The sequence below is a fragment of the Arthrobacter sp. 05T444 genome (genome assembly GCF_056395905.1).
In genome coordinates this window covers 21679-47589 of sequence record NZ_JBFTKK010000011.1, presented here as the reverse complement: position 1 = coordinate 47589, position 25911 = coordinate 21679, and the positions used below count along the sequence as shown (strand labels likewise).

24 protein-coding genes are annotated in these 25911 nt (G+C 65.9%); 14 read left to right on the top strand and 10 right to left on the bottom strand.

Translation table 11 applies throughout. The annotated features are described in order from the left end of the window. Positions 1-35: 35 nt before the first annotated feature. Positions 36-1730, bottom strand: coding sequence for a multicopper oxidase family protein (locus AC1DD3_RS12285; RefSeq protein ID WP_476881793.1), 1695 nt, complete (start codon positions 1728-1730; stop codon positions 36-38). A gap of 314 nt (positions 1731-2044) precedes the next feature. Between AC1DD3_RS12285 and AC1DD3_RS12280 the strand changes: the two genes are divergently transcribed. Then, positions 2045-2680 carry a LysE family translocator gene (locus AC1DD3_RS12280; RefSeq protein ID WP_476881792.1) on the top strand — a complete coding sequence of 212 codons (636 nt, stop codon included), beginning with the start codon at positions 2045-2047 and terminating at the stop codon, positions 2678-2680. A gap of 56 nt (positions 2681-2736) precedes the next feature. Here AC1DD3_RS12280 and ggt read toward each other — a convergent pair whose 3' ends face one another. The 4 genes from ggt to AC1DD3_RS12260 all read right to left on the bottom strand — a co-directional run bounded on the left by ggt (position 2737) and on the right by AC1DD3_RS12260 (position 7841). Further along, a complete protein-coding gene (gene ggt, locus AC1DD3_RS12275) occupies positions 2737-4563 on the bottom strand; it encodes a gamma-glutamyltransferase (RefSeq protein WP_476881791.1) in 1827 nt (608 codons plus the stop codon). 109 nt (positions 4564-4672) lie between these two features. Continuing rightward, the gene (locus tag AC1DD3_RS12270; protein ID WP_230117321.1) at positions 4673-5947 is read right to left on the bottom strand and encodes an MFS transporter; all 1275 of its coding nucleotides are present in this window, start codon (positions 5945-5947) and stop codon (positions 4673-4675) included. A gap of 127 nt (positions 5948-6074) precedes the next feature. Then, positions 6075-7214, bottom strand: a complete 1140-nt coding sequence (locus tag AC1DD3_RS12265; RefSeq protein WP_230117278.1) for an acyltransferase family protein — start codon at positions 7212-7214, stop codon at positions 6075-6077. A gap of 234 nt (positions 7215-7448) precedes the next feature. Next, complete coding sequence (locus AC1DD3_RS12260; protein WP_230117279.1) at positions 7449-7841, bottom strand: VOC family protein; 393 nt, start codon at positions 7839-7841, stop codon at positions 7449-7451. 219 nt (positions 7842-8060) lie between these two features. Between AC1DD3_RS12260 and AC1DD3_RS12255 the strand changes: the two genes are divergently transcribed. Continuing rightward, positions 8061-8684 carry a PAS and ANTAR domain-containing protein gene (locus tag AC1DD3_RS12255; RefSeq protein ID WP_230117280.1) on the top strand — a complete coding sequence of 208 codons (624 nt, stop codon included), beginning with the start codon at positions 8061-8063 and terminating at the stop codon, positions 8682-8684. A gap of 298 nt (positions 8685-8982) precedes the next feature. On the opposite strand, the gene AC1DD3_RS12250 is transcribed toward AC1DD3_RS12255, so the two are convergent. From AC1DD3_RS12250 to AC1DD3_RS12230, 5 genes are all read right to left on the bottom strand, one after another. Further along, a complete protein-coding gene (locus AC1DD3_RS12250; RefSeq protein WP_476881790.1) occupies positions 8983-9735 on the bottom strand; it encodes a lytic transglycosylase domain-containing protein in 753 nt (250 codons plus the stop codon). A gap of 57 nt (positions 9736-9792) precedes the next feature. Further along, positions 9793-10095 (bottom strand): DUF4193 domain-containing protein, encoded by a 303-nt coding sequence (locus AC1DD3_RS12245; protein ID WP_230117282.1) that lies wholly within the window; start codon positions 10093-10095, stop codon positions 9793-9795. A gap of 154 nt (positions 10096-10249) precedes the next feature. Further along, positions 10250-11122: an SAM-dependent methyltransferase gene (locus AC1DD3_RS12240; RefSeq protein WP_230117283.1), complete on the bottom strand. Its 873-nt coding sequence runs from the start codon at positions 11120-11122 to the stop codon at positions 10250-10252. Between the two features lie 139 nt (positions 11123-11261). Continuing rightward, positions 11262-12956: a monocarboxylate uptake permease MctP gene (mctP, locus tag AC1DD3_RS12235; protein WP_230117284.1), complete on the bottom strand. Its 1695-nt coding sequence runs from the start codon at positions 12954-12956 to the stop codon at positions 11262-11264. Beyond that, a complete protein-coding gene (locus AC1DD3_RS12230) occupies positions 12953-13234 on the bottom strand; it encodes a DUF3311 domain-containing protein (RefSeq protein WP_476881789.1) in 282 nt (93 codons plus the stop codon). The genes mctP and AC1DD3_RS12230 overlap by 4 nt, the downstream gene beginning before the upstream one ends. A gap of 374 nt (positions 13235-13608) precedes the next feature. Here AC1DD3_RS12230 and AC1DD3_RS12225 point away from each other — a divergent pair, with 374 nt between their 5' ends. The 12 genes from AC1DD3_RS12225 to AC1DD3_RS12170 all read left to right on the top strand — a co-directional run bounded on the left by AC1DD3_RS12225 (position 13609) and on the right by AC1DD3_RS12170 (position 25859). Then, entirely contained in the window at positions 13609-14430 is an 822-nt protein-coding gene (locus AC1DD3_RS12225; RefSeq protein ID WP_476881788.1) for an NmrA family NAD(P)-binding protein, read from the top strand. A 152-nt stretch (positions 14431-14582) separates the two neighbouring features. Further along, positions 14583-15641, top strand: coding sequence for a biotin synthase BioB (gene bioB, locus AC1DD3_RS12220; protein ID WP_230117287.1), 1059 nt, complete (start codon positions 14583-14585; stop codon positions 15639-15641). Next, a complete protein-coding gene (gene bsaP / locus AC1DD3_RS12215) occupies positions 15638-15895 on the top strand; it encodes a biotin synthase auxiliary protein BsaP (protein WP_476881787.1) in 258 nt (85 codons plus the stop codon). Before bioB ends, bsaP begins: the two co-directional genes overlap by 4 nt. Continuing rightward, positions 15892-17250, top strand: coding sequence for an adenosylmethionine--8-amino-7-oxononanoate transaminase (locus AC1DD3_RS12210; protein ID WP_230117289.1), 1359 nt, complete (start codon positions 15892-15894; stop codon positions 17248-17250). Before bsaP ends, AC1DD3_RS12210 begins: the two co-directional genes overlap by 4 nt. An 8-nt stretch (positions 17251-17258) precedes the next feature. Then, positions 17259-18416 carry an 8-amino-7-oxononanoate synthase gene (locus AC1DD3_RS12205; RefSeq protein ID WP_476881832.1) on the top strand — a complete coding sequence of 386 codons (1158 nt, stop codon included), beginning with the start codon at positions 17259-17261 and terminating at the stop codon, positions 18414-18416. Continuing rightward, entirely contained in the window at positions 18413-19090 is a 678-nt protein-coding gene (gene bioD / locus AC1DD3_RS12200) for a dethiobiotin synthase (protein ID WP_230117291.1), read from the top strand. Before AC1DD3_RS12205 ends, bioD begins: the two co-directional genes overlap by 4 nt. Further along, a complete protein-coding gene (locus tag AC1DD3_RS12195; RefSeq protein ID WP_476881786.1) occupies positions 19066-20247 on the top strand; it encodes a cytochrome P450 family protein in 1182 nt (393 codons plus the stop codon). The genes bioD and AC1DD3_RS12195 overlap by 25 nt, the downstream gene beginning before the upstream one ends. A gap of 80 nt (positions 20248-20327) precedes the next feature. Continuing rightward, on the top strand, positions 20328-21239 hold the full coding sequence (locus tag AC1DD3_RS12190; protein ID WP_476881785.1) for an alpha/beta fold hydrolase: 912 nt from the start codon (positions 20328-20330) through the stop codon (positions 21237-21239). Between the two features lie 243 nt (positions 21240-21482). Further along, positions 21483-23555 (top strand): RNA polymerase recycling motor ATPase HelR, encoded by a 2073-nt coding sequence (gene helR, locus AC1DD3_RS12185; RefSeq protein WP_476881831.1) that lies wholly within the window; start codon positions 21483-21485, stop codon positions 23553-23555. A 141-nt stretch (positions 23556-23696) separates the two neighbouring features. Further along, positions 23697-24131 carry a cupredoxin domain-containing protein gene (locus tag AC1DD3_RS12180; RefSeq protein WP_230117294.1) on the top strand — a complete coding sequence of 145 codons (435 nt, stop codon included), beginning with the start codon at positions 23697-23699 and terminating at the stop codon, positions 24129-24131. Positions 24132-24248: 117 nt separating this feature from the next. Next, on the top strand, positions 24249-25085 hold the full coding sequence (locus AC1DD3_RS12175; RefSeq protein ID WP_476881784.1) for a CHAD domain-containing protein: 837 nt from the start codon (positions 24249-24251) through the stop codon (positions 25083-25085). A 3-nt stretch (positions 25086-25088) separates the two neighbouring features. Next, positions 25089-25859 carry an MBL fold metallo-hydrolase gene (locus AC1DD3_RS12170; protein WP_476881783.1) on the top strand — a complete coding sequence of 257 codons (771 nt, stop codon included), beginning with the start codon at positions 25089-25091 and terminating at the stop codon, positions 25857-25859. Positions 25860-25911: the final 52 nt, after the last annotated feature.

Sequence of the window (25911 nt, the reverse complement as noted above, 5' to 3'; positions counted from 1 at the left end):
GGACGCGGGAGCGAACTCCCAGCCATGGATTTAACTCATGTCCCTGCCGGAAACAGCGGCCGGTACACCGGTGGGAAGGCGTTCGCGGGCAGGGGGTCATGCTTGGGCGGGTCAGCGGTGATTGGGTCGTTGGTCCGCAAATTAGCCACCGCGTACTGAAACATCATGTCGTGGTCCTCGTGTACCAGGTTGTGGCAGTGGATCATGTACCGCCCTCCCTCCTGCGCGGTGGCGTCGAACTGCATCAGCGTGGTGATGGACTCGTTCTCGCCGGCGTAGAAGACGTCCTTGGGGCCGCCTTCCCAGGCGAAGGGTTTGCCGCCGTTGGTGTTGCGGGCGATGATTTTGGCGTCAATCAGATGGATGTGTACCGGGTGGAACCATCCTCCGGATTGGTTAATGATGGTCCATTGCTCGACGGCGAAGGGCTGCGGGTTGCCGAACAACTTGGTGAATCCGGACCTTTCCACGTCGTCCCACAGGACCCCGTTGATGCTCCACTGGCCGTTCTGGCGCTCGAACCTGAGCTGCCTCTTCACCGTGGCCATCTGCGGGGTCAGGCTCATCGTGTCGATGCCGCCCCGGGACGCGGTGGGTGACCCCCCGCCGTCGAGCCTCGACGGGATGGACGAGATGGACCCTGCCCGGGAGCCCGAATCGGCCACCACCTGGAACCGCATGATCTTGCCCGTGTTGGCAAAGTCGATGTTGTTCTTGTTGCTGAGGTTGCGCAGGTCAACCGTCTGCCCGGGCCTGTACTTGCGGAAGTCGATCAGGATTTCGGTGCGCTCCGCAGTACCCATTCGCCATGACGCAACGGCCTGGACCACCGGCGTCATGCCGGCATCGGTGGCAACGATGTGGACGGGTTCACCGTTGGAGAGGGTCGGCCGGTAGGAGCGTGAGATCGATGCGTCGAGCACGCGGAAACGGTAAATGCGCGGCTTGACCTTCATGGTCGGCCACGGCACCCCGTTGACCAGGATTACGTCACCCCACAGCCCCGTTTGGCCGTTGTCGTTGTACCCGAGCGAGCCGTCCGACTGGAACAGTGCGTCGGAAAGCATCAGCGGCACGTCGAACTCACCTTGCGGCAGCTGCGCCCGCTCAAAACGGTCCGTCAGCGGGTAGAACGCGGCCAGTCCTGAATACACATTCTGGGCAGTGATGTGGTGCTTGTGGTCGTGGTACCAAAGCGTGCGGGCCGCCTGCCTGTTGGGATAGTGGTAATTCTTGAAGAAACCGGGAACGGTGATGTCATTCGCATAGCCGTCGTACTGGGGCAGGGAAGCCGAGCCGTGCAGGTGCGTGGAGGTGCTGAATGTCCCCGGTTGGAGCAGCCCCTGCTGCGGGAACGCATTGCGGATCCGCACCTCGATCCGGGTGCCCTGCTTGGCCCGGATGGTGGGACCCGGGAAGATTCCGTTGTACCCGGCCACAGTGCTGGTGAGGCCCGGCAGCATGTGAGCCTGTCCGAGCTTCTGGGTGAGAGCGTAGCGCTCGAAAGGTCGCTTGGGGTCGCCGCCGTCGAAGCCCCGCTGAAAAGGCACGAGCTCGGGCGGCCGCCGGAAGGTTGCCCTATACGGGACTGGCGTGTTCTGCGGTGCGAGCTGGCTCCGGTTGATATCCTGTGTGGTCGCCGCCGGCTCAGCCCCGCCAGCCGACGCTGCCCCGGTCATGGCCGCAGCGCCCACCACCCCCAGCCTCAGTACTTCCCTGCGAGACGTCATCGTCTCCTCCAGACATTGGGATTATATGTCTTGACATACAGCGGGCCCGCGACCGAAAGCCACGAGTCCGCCTTCCCCCTGGAGGTGCAGAGACCTGAGTTGCAACGACTCAAGTGTTCGCCGGACACGTTGGGAAAACCATGGAAGCGTTGGCGTTCGTGACTGCGCGTCAACCCAAATGAGGCGTTGACGAACCGGCACGGCAGCATCCATGTGGGCACGGGACGGAGAGTGTCGCTGCCTCCGCGCCTGATGCCCGCACCCGCCAGGGATGGTGGCTGGTTGCGTGACGCCACCCGGAGTTAAGATCAGGCATGGTCCCTGTGACGAATCTGCTGGCCTTTGCCGTTGTCGCCGCGCTGCTGATTGCCGTCCCCGGCCCGAGTGTCCTGTTTGTCATTGGACGGTCGCTTGCTTTGGGTAGGCGCGGCGGCCTGCTCAGCGTCCTGGGCAACGCCGCCGGTGAACTTCTGCAGGTCGCAACCGTGGCGCTGGGCCTCGGCGTGGTGCTGGCGCAGTCGCTGGTCCTTTTCACGGTCATCAAATTGGCCGGAGCTGCATACCTCGTTTACCTCGGCATCCAAGCGGTCAGGAAACGCCGGGGACGGTCGGCCGGGCCGGATCCATTACGTTCCGCCTCCACCCGGCGAATCCTTCGGGAAGGCTTCCTCGTGGGAGCCACCAACCCCAAATCGGTCGTGTTCTTCGTCGCGGTACTCCCTCAGTTCGTGGACCATGCCGCGGGCGCCATCCCGCTCCAGCTCGCCATGCTCGGCGCCACGTTCCTGGCGATCGCCCTCGTCTCGGACAGCATCTGGGCCGTCGCCGCCGGCACGGCCAGGCAATGGTTCGCGCGCTCGCCGCGCCGAGTCGCCGCGGTCAGCACCACCGGCGGAGTGATCATGATCGGCCTCGGGGGCACCCTGGCCCTGACCGGCACCAAGGGATAGCTCCGACCCCAGAACCCGCCGAGTGGTCCGGGCTTCACCTTGGTACCGCGCGGACCTCACCTCGAGGGTTTGAGCACCATCGCCGAGCCGCCCCCGCGCCTAACGGGCTCAGCCGCGGCGACCATTCTCCCGTCGGGTTTGAATTCGATGGCGGTCGCCGCGCCGATCTCTGCTGCCGAGGTGAACGCGTCACCAGACTTTGTGAGCTGATGACCGTAGGGTTTCAGCTGCTTTCCGTAGGCGGTGATGAACTGCGGCTCGGCCGTAACCTGGGCCGTGTTCCGCTGCGAGGCGCGCGGTGCCGCGATGGCCCCGGCGATGCTCATGTGCAGATCAACCCTGTTCAGGATGGTCTGAAGGACCGTAGTGATGATCGTCGATCCGCCGGGCGAGCCGAGCGCGAGGAATGGCTCGCCGTCCTCGAGGATGATGGTCGGGGACATCGAAGAGCGAGGACGCTTTCCCGCCTCAATCCGGTTCGGGTCCTTCGGGTCATACACGGTCGAGAAGTCGGTCAGCTCGTTGTTGAGCAGGAATCCGCGTCCGGGCACCACGATCCCGGACCCGCCGGTCTGCTCGATCGTGAGGGTGTACTCGACCACGTTGCCCCACTTGTCGGCGACCGTCATGTTGGTTGTCGAGATGTTCTCGGTGTCCTTATCGTCAGCGAGGGCCGCGGCGGCAGCCGGGCACACGCCGTCGTACGTGGACACGTCACCTGCCGCGACGGGCTTCGCGGCCGCTTTCTTCGGGTTGATCCGGCACGCGCGCTCCTTGCCGAAAAGCGGGTCAGTGAGGGCGGCAGTAGGAACGTCGGTAAACGCCGGGTCCCCCACATACTTGCCGCGGTCCGCGAAGGCGAGTGCACTCGCCTCGAGATAGTGGTGGAGGGCGTCGGGCGTGGACATCCCCGCAAGGTTGAAGGGCTCCAGGATGTTCAGCGCCTCGCCGACCGTCGTGCCTCCGCTGCTCGACGGCGCCATGCCGTAGACGTCCAGGTCGCGGTATTCCACGTGCGTGGGCGCCTGGTCCAGGGCGCGGTAGGCTGCGAGATCCGCCGTCGTCATGTGGCCGGCCGGGATGGGCAGCTTCGTGGCCGCCGTCTTCGGCGGAGCCTGCACTGTGGCCGCGATTTCCGCGGCGAGCGGGCCGCGGTAGAAGCCCCGCATCCCCTTGTCCGCGAGGAACCGGTACGTCCGGGCGAGGTCGGGGTTCTTGAAGACACTGCCGACGGCGGGCGCGTCGCCGCCGGGGAGGAAGAGGCTGCGCGTCGAGGTGAACGCGTTGAAGCGGAGCTTGTTGTCGAGAGTCTGCTGGCGGAACGTGTCGTCGACGACGAAGCCGCGGGTCGCGACCTTGATGGCGGGCTTGAGGGCATCGTCCAGGTCCAAAGTGCCCCAGCGGTCGAGTGCGCGCTCCCACGTGGCCGGTGTGCCGGGGACGCCGACAGAGACGCCACTCGTGACGAGTTCGGGCGTGAAATTGTAGGGCTTGCCGGTCTTGGGGTCGATGAACGCGTTGTGCGGCATCGCTGCCGGTGCGGTCTCGCGGCCGTCAATCGTGCCCACACGGCCGGTCTTGGCGTTGTAGAACACGAAGTAGCCGCCCCCGCCGATCCCGGCGCTGTAGGGCTCGGTCACGCCAAGCGTCGCGGCGGCTGCGACGGCGGCGTCCGCCGCGTTGCCGCCCTCGCGGAGGACCTCGATCGCCGCGGCAGATGCCTCCGGGTCCACGGTGCTCACCGCGCCGCCGTACCCGGTGGCGGTCGCGGTCTTGTCGGTCTGCCGCGGATCGGCGAACGCGGGGCTGGTGACGGCGCCGCTTGTCACTGTCATTGCCAAGGCCGCCGTGAGGGCAGCCAGTCGACGGCTCACATAGGGCATGGTGTCTCCCAAGTCAGGGTGATGCGAGTTGACGGTACTGCAACGCTACTCCGCCGGGGAGTGACACTCAACACCGCGGTGGGCCGCGGAACTGGCAACTTCCGAGGTTCTACGACGGCGGGGATTCCGCTGTCGACGCGCTGGTCGAGTCTGCGGACTGGTCGGCCTGGGGATGCTGCTGACGGCTCGCCAGCAGGAACGGCACCGCGATCAACTCGACAACGCCGCCGATCGCCAACGAGGCGGCGTAGCCGTACACATCTGCCGCCCGGCCGAGCAGCGGCTGCACCACCACGCCGCCGCTTGATCCCATGAGCGAGTCGAAGCTAAGTACCGTTGCCCGCTGCTTCGAGGCGATCATGTCGTTCAGGTAGGCCTGCCGCACCGGCGTGCCCGCCGAGGCGACCACAGCCCAAAGTGCCAACAGCGCCAGGGCGACCCAGAACACCTGGGTGAACCCGAGCACGACCAGAATCAATGCGCCAAGGATGCTGCTCAGAATCAGAACGGTCGTGCGTTTGCGCACGAGGCGGCGGATGTGGGGCGCCATCCAACCGCCTAGTACCTGCCCTCCAGCCACGATTGCCGCCGCCAGACCCGCCACGGAGTACGCGTGCGGGTCGCCGAAGAGCTCAAGCAGGAACGGCTGGAGGGCGTAGAACACGTAGATACCGACGCCGGCGCTGAACGGCGCGGCCAGCATCACGTAACGCACTGGGGGATTCTTTAGACCGCTTTCAATCGAGGCGGAGAGCACGGCACGGGTGGCCTGGAGAGGATGGGTCGAGCGTTCGGGCGTGAACCCGATATCGTGCATGAGCCAAAAGGCCACGGCGAACATGGCCGCCAGCACCCCCACGCGCAGCAGAAACGGCACGCCCAGGTTGGTGGCCTGCGCGATCACACCGCCTGCCACCGAACCGGCGAGCATCGCGACCCCCGACACCATCTGCCCGCGCCCAAGCACCGTCTCCAGCCCGCCTTCGTACCCTGAGAAGCGCAACGCGTCGACGAGCCAGGCCTCGACCGCACCCGAAAAGAACGTGAAGCCCAGGCCTAGCAGGACCGACACCACAGCCCACCACCAGAATGGGGCGGAGACCTGCCAGAGCAGGTAGTACAGGTAGGTCGAGATGGCCAGTGTCACCGTGCCGAGCAGGAATGAAACGCGTCGCCCCCACCCATCGGCAACCACGCCGGTGGGCACCTCGAACAGCACCATGCCAGCTGTGAAAAAGGCGTTGGCGGCAAAGGCTTCGAGGTTGCTAAGTCCTGCATCCAGCAGGAAAAGCGTGTTGATTCCCCAGATGAAGGAGGCCGCAAGGGTGTTGCCCAGCGTCAGCGTGAGGTAGACGCGCTGAGTCTTGCGGGCGCCGGCGTTCATCGCGTCGCCGTCCCCGCCAGGGCGAGGGGGGAGCACGAATCCATTCTCGTCTCGATTGTCGGAGCCCGCCAGAGCGGATGCAAGCGCAGGGGCGATGGTGGTGCTCGTCCAGTCCAAGGCCTCGGTCCTAGCCGAGTCGGTCCTCGACGCCGCCGCAGCTGTCCGGATAGTGGCTGTCGAAGCGATCTCGCGCGATGCGTCCCAGCCTTTCGACGGTGTGCCAGCTGACGACCGCGAGCAGCAGGGTCAGCAGGATCGCCGACACAGCCACCAACGGCGGGAGGTTGGCTGTCGATCCGCCATTGAGCCAGAGAATGACGACATAGTTCCACAGGTACGCGGCGTAGGAAACTGTGCCCAGCCCTTGCAATGCGCGCGTCCACGTCGGCATCGCACGGGTACGGGAGGCGGCCAGCACCACGAGGACGGCCGCGCCGGCCATGGCCAGCGGGCCCCCGACGAAGAAGAAGGCTGGCGTTTCGTTGGCCTTGGAGAAGAACATCAGCAGCGCCAGGACAAGGACCGCGACGAGCAGGGCCGCCAGCCTGAGCCTGCGGCCGGAGAACCAGCGAAAGACATGCACCCTGTACAGGCGCAGCGCCGAACCAACGATAAGCCCGAGACCCCACGTCGTCGGCAGCGCGTAGACCAAGGAGTGAAGCTGCGGAGCCAGGACCAGCATCGCCAGCACACTCGCCGTCATGACGGAAACGACGACGGCGGCAGACCAGCCGATCAGCCGGCCCTGGCGGTTACGCCGCAGGGCGAACACCAGCAGAGCCGGCCAGACCAGATAGAACTGTTCTTCCACGGCCAGCGTCCAAAGCGGTCCGATGGCCATGCTGACATCGAAGGGCAGCGGTAAGTCCTTGAGATAGCCGAAACCGGTGAGGAGGGTATAGCCGATGATTCCTTTGGACCGGTCCCCAAGCACGTCTGCCGTGAGTTCCACGATGGCGTAGACGCTCAGGAAGGCTATGAGCGCCGGCAACAGGCGGAAGGCCCGGTGTGCGTAAAAGCGGCCGTAACGGATTTTGCGATGCCGTTCGACATCCCTGACCAGCACGCCCGTGATCAGGTAGCCGCTCAGCACGAAGAAGACAATGACACCGACGATGCCGGCACCTTCAAACACACCGGGCCACGAGTGTCCAAACAGAACGGCACCAACTGCGGCACCGCGAAGAACGTCCAGGCCCTCCAGCCTCGGGCGCTCTGCACCTCGCTGGGTGGCCGCCGCGGCCGTTCCTCCACGTAGCAACGTCATATAGCCTCCGGAGCCTCTAGCCTGCCGGTTCCACCTTCAGCCGGACCGAGGCACCATCCGGCCCTGTCTCCTGACGTGACTGTGATTGAAGACGCCAGTCCCGCGCCTCTTCCAAGCATCCCCGATGTCGCTGGACGAACCCTGACCCCCGTCAAGTCATCGACCATGGCTGCGCACGCAGCGGTCTTCGGTGGAGTCCAAGGCGGCCGTCGTCGCCACGTAAGAACCCTGCGCCTAGCGCTGGAAGGCTTCCTTAACGTCCGGCGGCGTCTTTTCCTGAATGACCCAGCGGTTGCCATCAGGGTCACTGAAGAACGCGAAGGCGATACCGCCCATGTCCTGAACGTCGCTGATTACCGCTCCCCGCCGGAGTAGCTCAGCCCGTGTCGATTCCATATCGGCGACCACGAGCTGCAGGCCTTCCAGGCTGCCTGCGGCCATGCTGGTCATTCCCGTGCCGATGACTATGGACGTGGCGGAGCCGGGTGGCGTGAGCTGGACAACCCTGATGCCGGGTATGTATTCAACATCGTGGTCCAGGGCGAAACCGAGCTGGTCTGTGTAGAACGACTTAGCTTTGTCCACGTCAGTAACCGGTACTTGTACGACCTCGAGGCTCATCTCCATGAGCCTCACAGTACCCGAGACTGCCACGCAGGGGCGATGATCACGCGGCGGGAACTGTCGGCAGGGCGGCCTCCAAGGTTTACCGGTTATCTCTAGGTTCCTCCCACCAGACTCTCAGTATCTGGTCGGGAAGCGCACCGCATGAACTGATCGACCAGGCGCCGGGCCCTCCGTCCTCTGCAGGGGCCCGGCGGTTCCATCACCTATTGGAGAGTCGGCATGGAGCACAAACGGGAGACCTACTCCTTTTCACTCGGACCAGGGAGCGAATGCCCGTCGGGAACGTTCGTCCTGGACGTGTCCACCGGGCGCTGCGACTGGACTGACGGCCTGTATGCCATCCACGGCTACACGCGCGGGGAGATTGTCCCCACCGTCGAGCTGGCCCTGGCGCACACACATGCGGAGGACCGCGAGCCTGTCCGCCGGCTGATCTCGGACATCTCTTCCTACGGCGGTCAGGGCGCGACCTTCCACCGGATCCTCGACAGCACGGGGAACGAGCACCGTGTTCTCACCGTGGCACAAGCATATGAAGGCCGTGAGCCGATCACGCCGATTCACGGAGTCACGATCGACCTGACCAGGTCGGTGGATGCGGAAGCAGGACGTGCAGCCAGCGCAGCTGTCGCCGGCGCCTACGCCAGCAGGGCTGTCATAGAACAGGCGAAAGGAATCATCATGGGCCTGCTGGACGTCCAGTCGGACAAGGCCTTCTCCATCCTTGCGACCCGAAGCCAGCACACCAACACCAAGCTCGCCGCCGTCGCATCCGAACTCACCCAAGCCGCCGGCCACGGAGCTCTGCTGCGGACACTGCGTCGGTGGGGCATCCCGTCGTAGATGGAAAGCCCCACCGCCCGTCGATGACCACGTCTCACTGAAAGGACCGGCATCTTCTCGGCCACTGCGATCCAGCTGCCCGCCATGCCACCCAGCCTGGCGCGGGTCCTTGGATGCCGGGTCCGGTGCAACTGGGGGGAGTGCGCCGGACCCGGCGGTTCTGGGGTTCTCCGGTCGCGGTACCTTCAACTCCAGGACACTCACAGTCTTACGGGTGCATCTTGGGATAAGCGCGGAGCCGAGCACGGAGGGTGGTCTCGGTACTGCCCCGAATGGAGGGGATGACTCCAAGGTTCATCTAGGGGGGGTCCGACCGTGTGGCGTATGCGTTGGCCTGCTCCCTCACTTGGCGCACGTAGGCATCCGACTGGTTGTAAGAGAGGACGGCGTCTGTCCAGCCTTGGCCGGTGGTGAGGTCACGGCCGCCGGCGCAGAGGTACGAAGCGGCAGTCAGGGCGGCGTCGTCGATGTTCAGGGGGTCGGCTTCGCCGTCTCCGTTCCCGTCGCGCCCTGCCAGCTGCCAGGTGGAGGGAATGAACTGCATCGGTCCGACGGCATGGTCCCAGAGAGCGTCGCCGTCCAGGACGCCGGCGTCTGTGTCGGCGATGGCGGCGAAACCATCGCCGTTGAGGCTGGGACCAATAATGGGCCGGCTCGCCTGCCCGGTGGTCGTCAAACGTCCGCCTCCGTGACTTCCGTGCGCGGACTCGACGAATCCGATGGCTGCCACCGTATTCCAGCCGATCCCGCACGTCGGGGCAGTGGTGTTGGCACCGCTGGCGGCAGCCGCATAGGCCTGAAGGGCCCGGGCCGGTATTCCGGTTTCCGCCGCAGTCCGGGCGAGCCACTGGGCGTCAATCGTGCTCTTGGTGATGTTGACGGCAGGAGTGCTGTTCGTGGACAGCACCTCGAGTTTCGCCTCTGATTGTGGCGGTGCGGGCTGTGCCTGGGCGGTCTCCCCGCCGAACACGCGGAGCGCCCAGAAGGAGAATCCGGAAGCGAGGCAGAATGCGAAAACGCTGAAAACTGCAAGTCGCTTCAGACGGAGCACGGGCTACCCATACCGGAGTGCTGAAGACCGCGCCGGCAGCCCGATCCGCGGCATTGCCTAGCCTTCACATTCGGTGCAGTAAGCGTGGCCGTCCTTCTCGCGTGCGATTTGGGAGCGGTGCCGGACCAGGAAACAGGAGTAGCAGGTGAATTCGTCCTGCGCCTGGGGTACGACTTGGACGACCAGTTCCTCGGCGACGAACTCTCCGCCCGGGGTGACGGCGTCGTCCAAGGCGTCAGCCTCGTCCAGCTCGCGGACGACGCTGCGGGCGTCCGGGGCGTTCGCGGACTGAAGCGCCTCCAGGGAGTTGTCCTGAGATTCTTTGACGTCGGATCGTACTTCGTCGTAATCGGTTGCCACTTGGTTCATTCTCTTCTCTGACGTTCTTGTCTGACGGGAATGCAACTTACACCATTTCACCGGCATTCCCCTGTCACGACGGCAGATGGGTGTGTGGCTGAGGCTCAGGAAGTCCCACCAATTCCCTGCCCGAGAAGTCCGTCGTGCGCGCCAGTCAGGCGCGGCGCGGCAGCCACGCGGTCACGAATCCGCCGCGGGAGCGATCATGGCTGCCGTCGCTCGCGAGCCCGTCTGGGGTCGTGAGCGAGATAGCGCGGCCGTAGCGCGCGCACAGCTCCGGGATCGGATGTTCCCTGCACTCCCAGCCGGCTGCTTCGAGCAACCGGACCGGATCAGGCGGATTCGCCCGTGCCAGCAGTTCGCTCATCGGCAGGCCGGTCTGGGCGCTGAACTCGCGCAGCTTCGCTTCCACTTCTTCGGTGGCCGGCAGGGGGACGGCCCGCTCGATCACCGCCCGTGAGCCCGACGGCGATAACGCCGCCACTTCTTGCAGCGTCGCTAGCTGGGCGTCGGCGCTCAGGTACGGCAGCAGGCCCTCGATGATCCAGGTGGTCGGCTGCTGTCGGTCATAGCCGGCGGTGAGGAGAGCATTTTCCCAAGGCTGGGCCAGGTCGGTGGGCACCGTGATCAGGTGGCAGGCCGGTTTGGCGGACAGCCCTTCCATCACGGCGGCTTTGAACTCGAGGACGTTGGCGTGGTCGAGTTCCAGAACCCGCGAGCCGGGTGGCCACTTGAGCCGGTAGACGCGGGTGTCCAGTCCCGCGCCGAGGATCACGGTCTGGAGGTCTTGAGGCTCCGACTGGAGAAAGTCGTCGATGAAGCGGGTCCGCAGCCCGATGTAGGTGGAAGCAAGCAGGAGCGGCTGCTGCAGTGCAGGGGCAGCCGTCGGGTCTGCAGGCCACACCGTGGGCAGGTCCAGGTTCGACCGGGCACCGGCCACGAGAGCAGCAGCAAAAGGATCGGCAGCAAGTGCATCCGGCCGGGTCGTCTCGACAGCGCGGCCGGCGGCAACGGCAAGAGCCGTCATGGGCAGCCCTTCACCTTCAAGACCTGTCAATTGTTCAGCCTCCCCCGTCAGGAAGCCATCGTCGCATGCGCGCCGGCGTGGATCGTGCCATCAACCCCCTCAGGACCAACGTGGCGTTCTCTGTCGCGGCCCCAGGGACTCAGAACGCGGGGGCTCCGGGTTCGCCGAGCGGATACTCGCGCTGGATCTCGGCGACCTTCGGATCGTCCTCGTCGGCGCCGTAATCTGAGCTCCGGGTGATGTCCTTCCCGTCAGGGAGCTTCATCGCGCGGAAGGCCAGAGACAGGACCGCGGCAACAATAAGGTTTATGGCAAACGCCACGACAGCGATGTAGACCTGCAAGTCGGTGCCGGGGATCGCCGCGATTGAGCCGCCAAAATTCGCTTTCGTGACGGGGTTGACCACGTTGTAGGCCGCTACAGTGCCGTAGATGATGCCGGCTGCCCAGCCGCCGAAAAGCGCCCACCGGTGGAACCAGCGGGTATAAAGGCCTGCCACGATCGCCGGGAAGGTCTGCAGGATCCAGATACCGCCGAGGAGCTGCATATTGATGGCCGCCGACTGGTCCATGGCAATGACGAAAATCAGTGCGCCGAATTTCACCACAAGCGATGCGATCTTGGAGACCTTCGCTTCCTGCCGGGGTTTGGCGTCGGGCCTGATCAGGTCGCGGTAAATGTTACGCGTGAACAGGTTCGCCGCGGCTATTGACATGATCGCCGCCGGGACCAGAGCACCGATGGCGATGGCGGCCAGGGCAATGCCGGCAAACCAGTCCGGGAAGTGATCCAAAAACAGCTGCGGCACTACCAGTTGCGGGTTGACGGCGCCGTTCAAGTCGATGGGCTTAGTGCCGGCGTAGATAGCCGCATAGCCCAGCAGCGCCAGGAACCCCAGCATCAACGAGTACAGCGGCAGTACCGCCGCATTCTTACGGATCGTATTCCTGCTCTTCGTCGCCAGGACGCCCGTGATCGAGTGCGGGTACATGAACAGCGCCAACGCCGAGCCCAGAGCCAGCGTCCAGTATGCGGAGTAACTGCCCGCGCCCGGAATGAAAACTCCAGCGGGTTTACCCGTGGCCGGGTTGACCGCACCGAGTTTCGCCTCAGCGGCGTCGAAGATGGTTCCCCACCCGCCGAACTTGATCGGCAGGTAGATTACCGCAACGATCACCGCCAGATAGATCAGCAGATCCTTCACAACGGCGATCAGGGCCGGAGCCCGCAGGCCCGACGTGTACGTATAGGCGGCCAGGACCACGAACGCGATGATCAGCGGCAGGTCCGTCAGCAGCACGTTCTCCGCACTACCGAGACCCAGCACGGTGAGCACGGCCTTTATGCCGACTAGCTGCAGCGCGATGTAAGGCATGGTCGCGACGATGCCGGTGACCGCCACGGCGACGGTTAGCGCCTTGCTGCCATAGCGGCCGCCAACGAAGTCGGCCGGCGTGACGAACCCATGCCGGTGCGAGACGGACCACAACCGGCTCATCAGGAGGAACACGATCGGGTACAGAACGATCGTGTACGGCACCGCGAAAAAACCGCTTACGGCTCCGGTGGCCCACATTGCAGCCGGAACGGCCACAAAAGTGTAGGCCGTATACAGGTCGCCGCCGAGCAGGAACCAGGTCACCCACGTTCCAAAACCGCGGCCCCCGAGGCCCCACTCGTCCAGGCTGTGCAGCCCTGTCGCTTCTTCCCGCCGCCACCGCGCAGCAACGAACCCCAAGGCCGCCACCACGACGAAGAGAATGATGACAATGGTGAGTGCAACGCCGTTAATGGGCCGGTCCCCAACCGCCAACGGCACGCTGGCCCCGATCATGGCTCCTCCTCGGCGGTGGTCATGCCGCGCGCCGATTCGCGACGGCGGCGATCCTCCTTGCTAACCAGCCAGTAGGAGATCCCCACTAGGCACGCGGTGACCGGAATCCACGACATCTGGTACCAGTAGAAGAACGGCATACCGCCCAAGCGCGGCTCATCGACGGAATACGCAGGAACAAACAACGGAACCACAACGGCGATAGCCAACAGAATTCCGGAGATGATGTATGGACCGTATCTTGCCGGCGCTCGCGTTGGCACATCAGGACTGGACATCGACGCCTCCTCATCGAGACGGGCCCCCGGAGCGGGAAGGCTTCCCCGGGACATGCCGGCGGCCTGTGGACCGCGTGTCGCAACGGTCTTTACAAACAGGATAGACACCGGATTTATTCTCCGACAGGGCAAATGCGCCCCGTGTTTAGTGGCGGTTCTGGAGGAGTCTGTTTAGAAATCAAAGCTTTGACCACGTGGCGATGGCAGCGGCTTGCGGCTTCCGCCCGGATGAGTAGATTTGCTTAACGCAGGGTGTCCACGCGTTCGACTGCACTGGAGGCGACGATGTCTGGCGATGGCACCGTCCTGGTTGTGGGCGGCACCGGCATGCTGGGAAGCCAGGTGGTGGCGGGCTCCTAGCGCGAGGAAAACACGTGCGTGCACTGGTGCGCCCGGGTTCCGACGCCACGCGGCTGGAAGCCGCCGGGGCCACCATCGCCCGTGGCGACATGATGGACCTTGACTCGTTGGTCCGCGCGATGGACGGCGCCGACAGCGTGATCACCACGGCGGCAGGCTGTACGCGGCACAGCAAAGGCGACACTCCTCAAATCGACACCGTAGGCAACAGCAACCTCGCCGAAGCCGCCAGCCGCACCCACGTTCGCAGATTCGTGCTGACAAGCATCCTCACCTGCGACCAGACCCCGGAAGTTCCCCACTTCTGGCACAAGAAGCTGGCCGAGGACCGGCTCGAGGAACTCGGCGTCCCGTTCGTGGCGCTGCGTCCGGGGGCATTCCTGGACCAGGTGACCCGTTTCGGTGGCGACCCCTTCAGCAAAGGGCGCCTCACGTGGCTCGGGTCCTCGCACATTCCGTTGACGTTCGTCCTCACAGCCGACCTGGCTGTCTACCTGGCTGCCGCGACAGACACAGAGGGCATCGACGGGCAGCGCATCGACATCGGCTGGGATCGACCTGTCAGCATGCAGGAAGTCGCTGAGATTTCCGGCAGGATCCTCGGCAACCGGATCCGGGTCCGAACCATCCCCAGCGGACTGATCCAAGCCGTGGGCACTGTGCTCGGACCCATTAACCCCATGGTCAAGGACATGGGCGCGATGGCCGGCTGGTTTCAGTCCGGCCAATACGTCGCCGACACCACCCGGCAACGCGAAGTCTTCGGCGCGGCGCCAACCGCCGAGAACGCCATAGCCCGCCTCGTCACGAGCCTCGGACACACGGTCAAACATTAGGCGCACTGAACGCATCACCTTCCAGGACCAGCCAGGCAGAACCAAAGTCCAGGGCGCCTGCTTGTAGATACCCGACAAAATCCTGTCGTCGGCAGGAAACTAGCGTCTGCTGTGAGGCATATCCGCAGCCAGCAAGCGCAAAGGACCCATCAATGACGATTCAGGCAAACGTCGCCACGGGCGACAAAGCAAACGACGCAATCATCCCCGGCACAAAATACGAAATCCTGGAAACCGCCCGCCGGCAGGTCCTCGAAGACGGCATCGGCCTGACCGAAAGCCAGTTGGTGGAGGTTCTTGAGCTCCCGGATGAAGCACTTCCAGCAGCCCTGCAGCTCTCCCACGAGGTCCGGCTGCGGCACTGCGGCGAGGACGTCGAGGTGGAAGGCATCATCTCCATCAAGACCGGCGGGTGCCCCGAGGACTGCCACTTCTGCAGCCAGTCAGGACTGTTCGACTCCCCTGTGCGCGGCGTGTGGCTGGACATCCCGGAGCTCGTCAAGGCCGCGAAGGAAACCGCGGCCACCGGCGCCACGGAGTTCTGCATCGTCGCCGCGGTCCGCGGTCCGGACATCAAGCTGATGAACCAGATCAAGTTCGCGATCGACCGCATCAACGAAGCCGTCGACATCAATATCGCCTGCTCCCTGGGCATGCTCACCCAGCGCCAGGTCGACCAGCTCGCCGAATGGGGCGTGCACCGGTACAACCACAACCTTGAAACGGCCCGCAGCTACTTCCCCGAAGTGGTCACCACGCACAGCTACGAGGAACGCCTGGACACCTGCAACATGGTCAAGGCCGCGGGCATGGAGCTGTGCTGCGGCGCCCTGATCGGCATGGGCGAATCCCTCGAACAGCGGGCCGAGCTCGCCGCCCAGCTCGCAGCCCTCGAACCCCACGAGGTCCCGCTGAACTTCCTCAACCCCCGCCCCGGCACACCGCTGGAAAACCAGGGCATCATGGACGGCAAAGACGCCCTCCGCGCGATCGCCGCGTTCCGGCTCGCCATGCCCCGCACGGTGCTGCGCTACGCCGGCGGCCGCGAACTGACCCTCGGCGACCTCGGCACCCGCGAGGGCCTGCTCGGCGGCATCAACGCCGTCATCGTCGGCAACTACCTCACCACCCTGGGCCGGCCCGCGACGGCCGACCTCAACCTGCTGGTCGAGCTGAACATGCCCATCAAGGAACTCCAGAAGACGCTATGAACGGTGTTTCTTTCCCCAACCGCTCAACCACCGGGGTTTCGACGGGCTCAACCACCGCTGAGTTCTGCGGGCACTGCGGTGAGCCGTCCGACGGCGGCGCCCGCCCGACGTCGGACGTTCACCGCCGCTGCGGCGAACGCTTCGCGATGGAACCGCCGCGGTACTGCGCCGCCTGCCGGCGCCGGATGAAAGTCCAGGTCACACCGCTGGGCTGGTCGGCTGAATGCTCCCGCCACGGGGTGCTTGTTCCATGACAGGTGTGGCGCCGACGGGCCTGATCGAACGGGACCGCGCGCGGTTGTGGCACCCGTACGCACCGGCGTCCCCGGACCTTCCGCTGTGGGAGGTCGGGGCGGCCGACGGCGTGCGGCTGCGGCTCCGGGACGAGGACGGCACCTGCCATGAGGTAGTTGATGCGATGTCCTCGTGGTGGTCAGCGATCCATGGCTACCGGCACCCGGTGCTGGACGCCGCTGCAAGGCGGCAGTTGGAGAGTTTCAGCCATGTGATGTTCGGCGGCCTCACGCATGCCCCGGCCGTGGAACTGGCCGAGTGGCTGGTGGGGATGGCCCCCACCGCGCCCGGGCGGCCGGGTTTGGAGCGGGTGTTCCTCGCGGACTCGGGTTCGGTGGCCGTGGAGGTTGCGCTGAAGCTGGCGGTGCAGTTCCAGACCGCTTCCGGCAGGCCATCGAGGCAGCGGTTCCTGAGCATCCGCGGCGGATACCACGGCGACACCTTCGCGGCGATGGGGGTCTGCGATCCCGTCGACGGCATGCACTCCGCCTTCCCGGGCCTGCTGGCCGGCAACGTGTTTGCGCCCCGTCCCCCGGCGGCGGCGTCAGCCACCCCCGAATCCGTGCAGGCGTGGGCATTGGAGCTCCAGGACATTGCGGCCAATCATTCCGGGGAGCTGGCAGCGATCATCGTCGAGCCGGTCCTCCAGGGTGCCGGCGGCATGCACGCCTACCCGGCCGAATGCCTGACCGCGCTGCGGCAGGTGGCTGACCGGCACGGTCTGCTGCTCATCTTCGATGAGATCGCCACCGGTTTTGGGCGGACCGGCGAACTGTTCGCAGCCGATCACGCCGGCGTCGTGCCGGACATCATGTGTGTGGGCAAGGCCCTGACCGGCGGATACGTGACCCTCGCCGCCATGCTCTGCACCGGGGAGATTGCGTCGACGGTTTCGGGCGGTCAGGCCGGGGCGCTGCTGCACGGACCCACCTTCATGGGCAACCCGCTGGCGTGTGCGGTGGCCAATGCCAGCCTGGGCATCATCGCCGACGGCTGCTGGCGGGCCGACGTCGCCCGGATCGGCCTGGGCCTGGAATCGGGGCTGACGCCCGCCCTGGAATTGGAGGCCGTCCGGGATGTCCGCACCATCGGCGCCGTCGGAGTCATCGAGCTGAAGGGCCCCGTCGACGTCACCGCCGTTACCACCGCTGCCATCCGGCACGGGGTCTGGGTCCGGCCATTCCGGAACCTCGTCTACACCATGCCCCCGTACATCAGTACGGCAGCGGATGTTGACCAGATCACCGCGGGCATGATCGCTGCGGTCGCCGAAGTCCACGAGCGAGTCCCGGCACGGTCCGGAGGCGCGGTATGAGCAACTCCATGACCCAGTGGCTCGAGCGGCAGGCCGCCGTCCGGGACCGCCGTGGATTGGTCCGCCGCCCGCTCCCCCGCGCCGCGGACGAACAGTTCATCGACCTGGCCAGCAACGACTATCTGGGCCTCGCGGCGGACCCGCGCGTTGCCGAGGCAGCCGCGGCGGCGACGTCGCTGTGGGGCGCGGGTGCCACGTCCTCACGCCTGGTGGCCGGAACCACCAGGCTGCACCTGGACCTCGAGCAGGAACTGGCCAGACTGGCCGGCATGGAAACGGCACTGGTGTTCTCCTCCGGCTACCTGGCCAACATCGGCGTGATCGCCGCGCTCGGCGGCCCCGGGACCCTGATCGTCGCGGATGAACACTGCCACGCATCGATGATCGACGGATTCCGGCTCAGCCGCTCCCGCACCGAATCGTTCCCCCACAACAGCGTGGAGCACGCCGGCCGGCTGCTCGCTGACCGGCCGGAGCCGCGCGCGCTGATCGCCGTCGAATCCCTCTACAGCGTCCTGGGCGACGAGGCACCGCTCGCTGGCCTGCTGGCCCTGGCCGAGGAATACGACGCCGTGCTGCTCATCGACGAGGCCCACAGCCTCGGAGTCACCGGCACCGGAGACTTTCAGGGCCGCGGCTCGGTGGCCGGGACAGCCCTTGCCGGGCATCCCAACGTGATCGTGACCGCGACGCTGTCAAAGGCCCTGGGCAGCCAGGGCGGAGCCGTCCTGGGGTCCCTCCTGCTGCGCGACCACCTCATCAACCGGGCCCGCAGCTTCATCTTCGACACCGGTCTGGCACCTGCGTCCGCAGCGGCAGCCCTCGCCGGGGTGCGGATCATCCGCGACGAACCCTGGCGGGCCGGATCCGTCCAAAGCAACGGTGCGGCGCTGGCCGCCGGGCTCGCCCCGGCCCTTGCAGCCCGCGGCGCCGCCGTCGACCGGGCAGCGGGGGCCGTGCAGTCCATTGCCATGCCTTCCGCCGAATCGGCCCTGGCGGCCGCCGGGGCCGCGCGCACCGCCGGCGTCCGGATCGGCTGCTTCCGCCCGCCGTCCGTTCCAGACGGGATTTCGCGGCTGCGGCTCACCGCCCGCGCCACCCTGACCACCGAGGAAATCGAAGACAGCTGCGCAGTGCTGCGCGGCATTTTGGAGGAACTTCCATGAACCTGCCCGGCATCATCCTGATCACCGGAACGGACACCGGCGTCGGCAAAACCATGACGACGGCGGCCTTCGCCGCCGTCCTCCACGGAACGGGACGCAGCGTCGCGGTGTACAAGCCCTGCCAGTCAGGCGCCGCCGACGGCGATTCCGACGCGGCGGAGATTGTCCGTCTCGCCGGCCCCGTGACGGCAGCAACCGGAGTCGTTCTGCAGGAGCCACTGGCGCCCGTCGCCGCTGCCGCCGTCGACGGAACGCCGCTGCCCGGCGTGGCGGCGCACGCCGGCCGCGTCCGCGAGCTCGCCGCCTCCCACGACCACGTCCTGGTGGAGGGTGCAGGAGGCCTGCTGGTGGAGCTTGATTCCGCCGGCTGCACCCTGGCGGACCTCGGATCGCTCCTGGCGGCGGCATTCGTGCTCGTCGCCCGGCCGGCCCTCGGCACGCTGAACCACACCGCCCTGACCCTCGAGGCGCTGGCTGCGCGGGATCTCCAGGTTCTTGGTGTGGTGCTGGGAAGCTGGCCCGGCAACCCTGAATTGGTGCACCGCAGCAACCGGCAGGTGCTCGGAACACTGCCGGCGCCCTTCCTTGGCGCCCTGCCCGAGCAAGCATCGGAACTGTCCCCGGCTGCCTTCCGCGCCGAAGCAGCTGCATGGCTGAACGGCTTGCCCGCATGAACCCGGCGTTGACGGCGCGCTGCCCGTACCTTGTGGTGCGGGACCCGGACGTGGTCCGTGATGTCCTGCACCGGCCTGCCGACTTCAGCCCCGCGAACGCGCTCGTCGCCGTGACCACCCTGGCGGGGCCAGCGCTGCGCGTGCTGCAGCGCGTGGGCTTCGCGTTGCCTCCCGTTCTGGCCAGCAACGACACGGCCACGCACGCCGGGATCCGCAAGGTCGTGGCAGGCTTCTTCACACCCGCCACGGTCGCCGCCATGGAGCCGCGGATCCGGGAACTGGCGCGTGAAGCGGCACGGAACGCCGCGGAGCAGCTCGATTCATCCGGCCAAGCGGACCTCGTGCAGTGCGTGGCGGCGTTTCCACCGGCAGTCGTGATGCTCGAACTCCTTGGGCTGCCCGTCCGGGATCTTGCGGCCCTGAAGCGGTGGGGCCTTAACTCCATGGAACTGTTCTGGGGGTGGCCGGACGAGGAACGGCAACTCGAACTGGCCCACAGCGCCGCCGATTTCTACGTCTGGCTGCGCAAGCTCGTGGCGGATTCCAGGACGGCCCCCGGACGCAACCTGTTCAAATCCCTTGCCGAACACGGCCTGTCCACGCCAGAAATATGCTCTCTCGGCTACTTCCTGCTGATCGCCGGGCAGGAAACAACCACCCAGCTAATCAGCACCACCCTCTTCCGCCTCCTGGAGAGGTCCGCGCCCGTGGGCTGGAACGACGCGGCCTCCGAAGCAGGCTCCAGGAAGGTGGTCCGGCACGTACTTGCCAACGAATCATCCGTCCCCACCTGGCGCCGCATCGCAGCGTACGACACAAACCTCGCCGGCGGCCTGATCCCCGCCGGCACCGAAATCCTCCTCGAACTGAGCGGCAACCGCATCACGTCACCGGCCGGACCCGAGAGCCTGCCTGCGCGGGCGGCACCTGCGCAGCCGGCCCGGGACGGTCAACCCACCGGCCATGGCCTGGTGTTCGGCTCCGGCATCCACCGCTGCCTCGGAGCCAAACTCGCAGAACTCGAGGCGGCCGTCACCGTCCAGGAAACCGCCGCGGCGCTTCCTCGAGTCAAGCTGCTGGACCACGGGACCGAATGGATCAGGCTTCTATCTTTCCAGGCCCCAGGAACGGTCATGGTGATGCCTGGGCCCAGCTGACACTCCGGATTGTTCCAGTGGCCCATCCGGCACCCCTGCGGCTCCGAATCAGTTTCAGAGATCATGAGCAGAGGATGACCATGAGTGTTCAGCAGGAAACCAACTCGGGAGGGGCCACGCTGGGGCGGGTGGTGCTTCCCACGGAGCTGGGTGCCTGCACGGTGCGTGTCCAGAAAGGCACCGTAGGCCGGTCTCCCGACTCCGGCACACCGGATGTCTACCTTCACGGCGCCGCGGGAACCTGGACTACCTTCCAGACGCTGCTTTCCGGGGTGCCGGCCCACGACCGAGTGCTGATTGACCTGCCCGGCTGGGGTGAATCCACCACGGATGCCCGGCTGGAACATTTCAGCATCGACGCGATGGCACGGGCCGTCACTGGTGTACTGCTCTCGCTCGGCTACCGGCGGTGGAACCTGGTGGGCCACTCCATGGGGGGCTTCCTGGCATTGCACATTGCCGCCGCGTGGCCGGAGCGGACCGCCAGCGTAGCCGCCATTTCGGCCACCACATTCGGCGTGTCCGAGGCGACCAGGCAGCCACTGCGCCGGCTGTTCAGGTTCCCGGCGTTCGTGGGGATGCTGCTCGTAATGCGCTCCATGGCGGCCCTCGGTCCCGCGGGGTCAGCGCTGATCCGAGCAATCGGGACCACCCCTGTGATGGGACCGCTGATGTCCCCGTTCTTCGCAGAACCCGCAGTCATTTCCCCGAGTGAGGTCCGCAGGCTCGGCAATGACGCCCGGCCGGCCAGCTTCTCCGCTGCTGCCCGGGCGGCGTCGCACTACGATTTTGACCGGTGGCGCGGCATCCTCTGCCCGGTGCTGGCAATCCGCGGGGACAACGATGTGTTCACGCCACCGTCGGACCTGATCCGGTTGGCTGGCATAGTCCCGCACGTCCAGATGGTGACGATCCCGCGCTGCGGCCACTTCGCCAACATCGAGCGGCCGGAGCAATTGCAAGGGCTCCTCGATGACCTGCGGTGCCCGTGAAGTATCCACGGCGGTTGGCCAGTACGGTCTGGGTTGGGAAGTACGGTCTGGGTTGGGAAGTACGGTCTGGGGTGGCGGGACACGGAAGCGGCACGCTCCTCCCTACTTTCAATCTATAGCGCGCAGGGGGGCTTGCCGCAAGCTCCGGGTTGTGCGCCAAAATTGAGAACCTAAGCCAGGAGCCCGGAAAGGAGGTGATGACGAGCTGCACTTCGCGGCCATCGCGGAAAGCTCGAGCAGCCGATCACCGACCTGTCCGACCGGTTCGACGCTACGCGCAGGGCACCCGGCCGCTTAGGCCAGGAGGCGCTGGAGAAGGATGTGGAGATCCGCAGGCTGACCGCCCGCCTGCGCGCCCTGCGTCGCTTCGGTTTGGACGTGTGCCTCGGACAGATGGTCCGCGCAGACAACTCCGAGCCGGTGTACGTCGGACGGCTTGGCCTCACGGACAGCGAGGGGCGCCGCCTGCTCATTGACTGGCGTTCCCCTGCGGCTGAGCCGTTCTTCGGGGCGACCTACGCCAACCCGATGGGCCTGGCAAGCCGCCGCAGGTATCGGTGGACCCGCGGTCGGATTAGCGACTACTGGGACGAGGTGTTCACGTCGGACGCGTACGAAGGGCACGCCGCCCTCGAGGACCTTTCTGCCTTTATCGCCAGTCTGGGCAGCAGCCGGTCTGCCCGGATGCAGGACGTGCTCGGCACCATCCAGGCCGACCAAAACGCAATCATCCGCGCGGGATCCCGCGGCGCTCTTGTCGTCGACCGCGGTCCAGGGACGGGGAAGACCGTTGTCGCACTGCACCGCTCCGCCTACCTCCTCTACTCCGACCCCCGCCTTGGTCACCGTGGTGCCCACAGCAAAAGCAGTGTGCTGTTCATCGGCCCACATCAGCCATACCTGAACTACATCGCCGACGTCCTCCCCAGCCTCGGTGAGGAGGGCGTGCAAACATGCACCCTGCGGAACCTCCTCCCCGAAGGAGCCACAGCAGCGATTGAGAGCGACCCGAACGTGGCCCTCCTGAAGTCGTCAGCGGCCATGGTGAAAGCGATCGAGCCCGCAATCAGGTTCTACGAACAGCCGCCCACCAATGGGATGGAGGTCGAGACGCCCTGGGCCGATATCTGGCTGAGCGCCGACGCCTGGGCCGAGGCGTTCGAGTCACCGAGCCTTGGCACTCCGCACAACGAGGCGCGGGACGAGGTCTGGGAGGAGCTGCTCACAATTCTCGTAGACAAGTTCGACGGCGATGACGTCCCGGAGGAGTTGCTCCACAGGGCGTTGGCGCGGAACGCGGAGTTGGTGGACGCGTTCGGCCGAGCGTGGCCGCTGCTCGATTACACCGACCTTGTCGGCGACCTTTGGACGGTGCCCGCCTACCTGCGCATGTGCGCCCCCTGGCTCAACCCTGACGGCGTCAAAAAGCTGCAGCGCCAGGATCCCCGGGCCTGGACCGTGTCCGACCTGCCGCTCCTGGACGCGGCCCGGCAACGCCTCGGCGACCCCGAGACGTCACGCCGCAAGCGTAGGCAGGACGCCGCGCTGGCCGCCGAGCGAGAGCTCATGGACCGGGTAGTCGACGATCTGATCGCGGCCGACGACTCCGAACTGCTGGTGATGTCGATGCTGCGCGGGCAAGACCTGCAGGAAAAGTTGGGTGACGAGGGTGCCGCGCCGACCGCCGACCCGGACTACCTTGCCGGCCCGTTCGCCCACGTCGTCGTGGACGAGGCGCAAGAGCTGACCGACGCCGAGTGGCAGATGCTGCTGCTCCGTTGCCCGTCCCGGAGCTTCACTATCGTCGGGGACCGCGCCCAGGCCAGGCACGGGTTCGCGGAGTCCTGGCTGGAACGGCTCGAGCGGGTCGGATTGAGCAACGTGAACTTGGCGACCCTAAGCATCAATTACCGAACGCCGGAGGAGGTCATGGCGGAAGCCGAACCGGTCATCAGGGCCGTGCTCCCGGACGCCAACGTCCCGACCTCCATCCGGAGCAGCGGCATGCCCGTCGTCCACGGATCCACGTCGGAGGTGAGCTCGATCCTCGACACCTGGCTGGCCGCGCATGCCGAGGGAGTCGCCTGCGTCATCGGCAGGATTGAGACGGTGCACGGCTCGTTCCGGGAGGGGACCCGCGTCAGGTCGCTGACCCCGGAGCAGTCGAAGGGGCTCGAGTTCGACCTGGCTGTCCTCGTCGACCCGGAGGCTTTCGGCACGGGCATCGAGGGAGCGGTCCACCGCTATGTCGCCATGACCCGAGCGACCCAGCAACTGGCCATCCTCGCAGCCCCTGGCGTCGACCAAAGACCATGATCGCCACTCGACGATAGCTGGTTCAAGTGGACGCGTCCTTTTTGCGCGCTCGCTCGGTGCTGACCAGGGCGGTGCTTTTGCTCCCGTGCGGGAGCACAATGGATCACAACGAATTCGTGTGCTGTTGAGGATGGTGCCCCCATGAGGACAGGTACAACGCTGGGCATTCTCGCACTGGCGGTGATTCTGTCCGGAACGGCGGGGTGCGGCGCCGGCAGCAGCACTCCCCCAGCGACGGGGAACCCGACGGCTTCGACTACGTCCGTTGGACCGTCGCCGACGTCGACGACTTCAGCCGGCACGGCCACCGGCTCCGCTCCGGCGGCATCACCTGCGGCGATCACGATCAAGGATTTCGCCTATCAGACGCCCCCGTCCGTGTCCCCCGGTGCCACGGTGACGGTGACGAACACGGATACCGCCGAACACACCGTGACTGCCGACGAAGGATCGGCGTTCGATGTCGAGGTGACGAGCTCCGGAACCGCCACGTTCACCGCGCCGTCCAAACCCGGCACCTATCCCTTCCACTGCACCTACCACGTGAACATGCATGGGACGCTGACCGTCAAATGAGCGAAGGGACCCGCTCCGTGGACGTGCCACGATGGTGGTCATGCTTCATCCGCCTGAACCTCAATTGAGCTTCAACCGGAGCGAAAGCGCGCATGAGAAGACCCTCACAGGCTTCTCATGGCTGCCTCAGGTCCGCAGTCCAGCATGGAAGGTGTCCGAGACGACGAAATGATCCGGGCCCTTCTTAGGGACCCCGGCATCAGGACAAGCGGAAGAGGAGATGCTGATGACTCCCGCCCCTACCGGCGCTTCAAGCACCCTCGACCCTGCAGTCCATCAGCGGGAGATGTAACCTTGAAAACCCTAGAGAAAACTCACCACATTTTCGACGGCGCCGGCCGCTCAGGGCGGGAACCTGGGCCCTACGCTCAGCACGGAAGCCCTCAACTGCCGGGATACCGGTCCAGCAGCTGGAAGCTGCAGCAGCACCAATTCGAGCCGATACCGTCATCCTTCCTTTTCGATCAGGTGGCGGCGCTACTCCGTTACGACCCCGCCGTCCGATCCGGTGCACAGGATGCCTCACGCGCCATGACAACCGCAGCGCATCGGGTCGACTCAGCCCTCGGCAATCACCGCCGTCTGTTCAACAAGACCGCCGTGAAGGAGCTCCGTGCAGAGCTAGCATGGCTCACCGAGGCCATGACCCCACTCAGCCACTCCACGCCTGCGCAGGAACAGGCCCGGCCGAACGTCCAAGAGCCGTGGCCCAATGAAACCGCCCAGGCCTACGGACGCCGGGGCACCGCACCGGAAACCGCCTACGTTGCGGCGTACAACACGGCACTTATTGCCCTCGAATCCGACCGGTACTACCGGTTGATCGCCGATCTCCAGCTGTTTTGTTCCGCTCCGCCGGTGAGAAAGGCACGGCGTAGGAGCCCCGGCAGCAACGGACGACCCGGTGTCGTCCCGACGTGGGGAGTGGACGCTGGGCCGAGGGCTACTATGTAGCGGGTGCACCCCCGATCCGATGAATGGCATCCCTGGTCCGCTGTATCAGAGCAGGCGCCGGGCGTCTTTTTCGTCCAAGGACCGGCCTCCAACTGGATCGTGGTCCGCGACGAGTCTGGTTACATGCTCATTGACAGCGGTTATCCCTCTGACCGTGCCCTTGTCCTCGAGTCCATCCGCCATTTGTGCTTGCGTCCAGCCGACGCACGGGCCCTGCTCATCACGCACGGCCATGTCGATCACACCGGCTCCGCCGCCTACTTCTCCAGCACCTTCGGAACGCCGGTCCTGTGCGCCCCGGAAGAGCTGGCCCACGTCCAGGGCAAAGAAAAGCACCAAGTCACCTTCGGACAGGTCATCGTCCGGGCATGGCGCCCCCGCGTCCTCCGCTGGATGATTCACGTGATCAAGGCAGGGTCCCTTACGGCGAAGCCCGCGACGCAAGCTCAAGCATGGAGCACCGAGAAACTCTTGGGACTTCCCGGCCATCCGGAAGCCATCCTGATTCCGGGCCACACGCCAGGCAGCGTCTCGATCCTTCTTCCCCAAGCCGGCGCAATCGCCGTCGGGGACTCGTTTGTCAGTGGCCATCCGCTAAGCCGGAAGACGGGGCCGCAGATGCTCCACCGGATGTATCACACCGACCCCGCTGCGGCGCTGGCGGCAACGCACCGCCTGGACGGGATTAACGCCGCAGTGATACTTCCCGGCCATGGCCCCGCATTGCGCATGCCCTTGGCTGAGGCCTTGGCGGCGTTGCGAAGCCGAAGCTGAGCTCCCACTCCCGGCTCAGGGACAGGGCAAAAAACCGGTCCCGGCACCCTTC